Origin of the sequence: Paenibacillus zanthoxyli JH29 (assembly GCF_000520715.1) — a bacterium.
Lineage (GTDB): Bacteria > Bacillota > Bacilli > Paenibacillales > Paenibacillaceae > Paenibacillus_AQ > Paenibacillus_AQ zanthoxyli.
This window is the reverse complement of the sequence record NZ_ASSD01000002.1, coordinates 1-2,471: the sequence shown is the minus strand read 5'-3', so window position 1 is coordinate 2,471 and position 2,471 is coordinate 1. Positions and strand designations below refer to the sequence as shown.

The window sequence follows — 2,471 nt, the reverse complement described above, 5'->3', positions numbered from 1 at the left end:
AGAGCGAGCCGCGCCGGCTGCTGCGGGTGTACGATCTGAAGACGTCCGCCTCCCATCTTCTTACGAGTGAAGCCGAGCGGTCGGCCATCTATCCTTCCGCCCTTTCGAGACCGGCATCGGCCCTTCCTGATGGAATTAAGCCTGCCGAACTGCCAGTCGTCCCGGTTCCCGTTATTGAAGAATATGAGTATACGGCGGAAATCAACGGCCTCAGCATCCCGGTAAGCACGGTGTTTGAGGCGAACGGCAAACGCTGGATTCCTGTGCGGCCGCTCGCGAAAGCCTTAGGCTGGAAAGTGGAACTCAGGGATCAGCCGGGAACTTCCTATAAAGCCTTGAACTATCAATATACAATCTCGAAGGGAGCGGCAAAAATCACGCTCACACCTGCCAACAGCTTCAGTACCGGCGGCAGGCTGTTCATAACTCCTGATCAGCTGGCATCGCTTGGCAGCGGAGCCATCAAGCTGGTTCCCCGTATCAACTGACTGTTCTCATCAAAAAACGTCCAAGCCTGGGGTAATAACCGGCTTGGACGTTTCTCTATTCGAGCATTTGCCCTGGGGCTGTCCCCTCAGGCATTCCATGGCAATGTTTTTGGATTCGGCTGGCTCGCCGCCTCAAGCGGTTCCCTTTGCTGGCTGGAGATGAAGAACAGCGCGGTCCAGATCATCGCAAAGCCCAGAACCTGCGGCAAAGTGACAAGCTGCTGGTAGACGATCCAGTTCAGGACAAGGCTGGTCATCGGGAAGCTTAGCTCCGCAAATGTGGCAAAGGAGGCTTTGGTGGTACTCAGTCCTTTGTAGTACAGCAGCATACTGAAGAGCCCGGGAAGAAGCGCCTGCAGCAGCAGATTGACCGCCACGGCTGCAGAGGAACCGAGTCCGCCATGCAGCTGCCAAGGCGCTCCCTCCACCGACGTAAGGACGAATAGGAACGGCAGCGCCAGAACAAAGCGCAGTGAAGTAACGGTCTCGTACTTCATTGTGCCAAGCAAATAACGGCCCATGACGGTCGAGCCGCCCCACAGCGCAGCTGCTCCAAGTGCCATTATGCTTCCGATTCCGATGAAGCTGGCGGCCTCTCCGAATGGCATGCTCCAGCCAAAGGTCAGCAAATAAGTGCCAAGGAGCGCAAGCAGAACGAGCGGAGCGAAATAACGGGGCAGCCGTTCCTTCAGCAGCAGAGCGGCCAGGCCGACTGCGAACAGCGGCTGCAGCTTCTGGAGCAGCACCACGGCGTTAATATCGCCGCTTGAGAGCGCCTTGGTGAACAGGATGGTCGCCACGGCCGATCCGCCCCAGGATACGAAGATCAGGGCGGCCGCATGCCGGAGCCGGATTCTCTTCAGCTCGGTCCGGTGGCGCCACAGCACGGGAGCGGCCGCCAGAAAGAGCACCACATGCTCCAGCAGCACAATTTGCGACGAAGTCAGAGACTTCAGCAGCAGGATGCGGAACAGCGGATCGACGCCCCACAGGGCGGCCCCCAGAGCCACCAGCCAGAATCCACCGCGCAGCGGCGTTGTCCGCACCGTTTGAGTTTGGGAAGATGCCGTTACATTACTCATAATCATTTCTCCTTGTCGATACAAAACCCCGTTCCAGACCAAAAACCCCCGAAATGCCAATTTGAGGCAATCTCGGGGGTTATACCGATAAAAACGTCCATAACCAAAAAGCCGTTCCTATCCTTTGATCCTCTCTCCTCCGGACTTTACCGTCGGCTCTGGATTTCCACCAGATCAGTCCCTCCTTTCCAGCTTGGAAAAAAGAGAGTCGCGGGCTGCGGCCCGCACACGCGAACCTCACCGCCGGTCAGGAATTTCACCCTACCCCGAGAATCTTGTATTCCGTAATTTTTTTCACAAACCCAGCATATTCCTTTTTCCCTGATTCGTAAAGAGTTTTATGCAAACGGTTGGCTATTACGAAATATATTTGAACACCAGACGGCGTTTCTCCGGGTCAGGGTCCTTTACCACACATGCGGTTTCATCAAAAATAAGGGTGGCGCGCTCCGTAAGCCCGTACTCCGGCCACGGAAGCTCCCCGGTATCCGGACTTCCCTGGTGGGCAAATGAGGTCCAAGCACTCTGCATGCTACTGGAAAGCGACTTCATCGCCGGGCTGATTGCGAGTCCCAGGCGCCGCAAATGCGACATATTGCCAAACACATAGGGAATCTCTGCGGTGTGTACCGCTCTGGTGAGGAGCGGATGCTCCTCCACTCCCCAATCGAAGCGGTACATCCAGACCGGTCCGTGCTCCAGTTGGCGCTCCGCAAACGCAATCGCGCCGCCCCAGAAGAACAGATCGGTCAAGATCCCGGCAGGCCCCTCCCAGTTCGCGGGATAATGTGCGGCAAGCCCTGACAGATCCGGTGTACCCAGCGCTTGCTGAAGCGCCTTCAGCGACTCTTCGATTGCCGGTACCTGCGCGTCTTCACGGAAAAAATAGTGGCCTTCGTGG

3 protein-coding genes and 1 riboswitch are annotated in these 2,471 nt (G+C 56.9%); of the genes, 1 reads left to right on the top strand and 2 read right to left on the bottom strand.

Features of this window, described 5'->3' with window-relative positions; genetic code table 11:
* Window positions 1-488, top strand: a 488-nt coding sequence (locus L691_RS32390) for a hypothetical protein (protein ID WP_025687959.1), incomplete at its 5' end; no start/stop codon positions are given.
* An 86-nt stretch (window positions 489-574) separates the two neighbouring features.
* Here the strand turns inward: L691_RS32390 and L691_RS0100015 are convergent.
* Window positions 575-1,570 (bottom strand): DMT family transporter, encoded by a 996-nt coding sequence (locus tag L691_RS0100015; protein ID WP_025687958.1) that lies wholly within the window; start codon window positions 1,568-1,570, stop codon window positions 575-577.
* Window positions 1,571-1,693: 123 nt separating this feature from the next.
* A riboswitch (FMN riboswitch) is annotated at window positions 1,694-1,848 on the bottom strand.
* 79 nt (window positions 1,849-1,927) lie between these two features.
* The coding region (locus tag L691_RS0100010) for a carboxylesterase family protein (RefSeq protein ID WP_025687956.1) at window positions 1,928-2,471 on the bottom strand (544 nt) is incomplete at its 5' end.

Coding starts and splice junctions, on each gene's coding strand:
- L691_RS0100015 (WP_025687958.1), bottom strand. CDS start 1,570: ATGAGTAATGTAACGGCATCTTCCCAAACTCAAACGGTGCGGACAACG.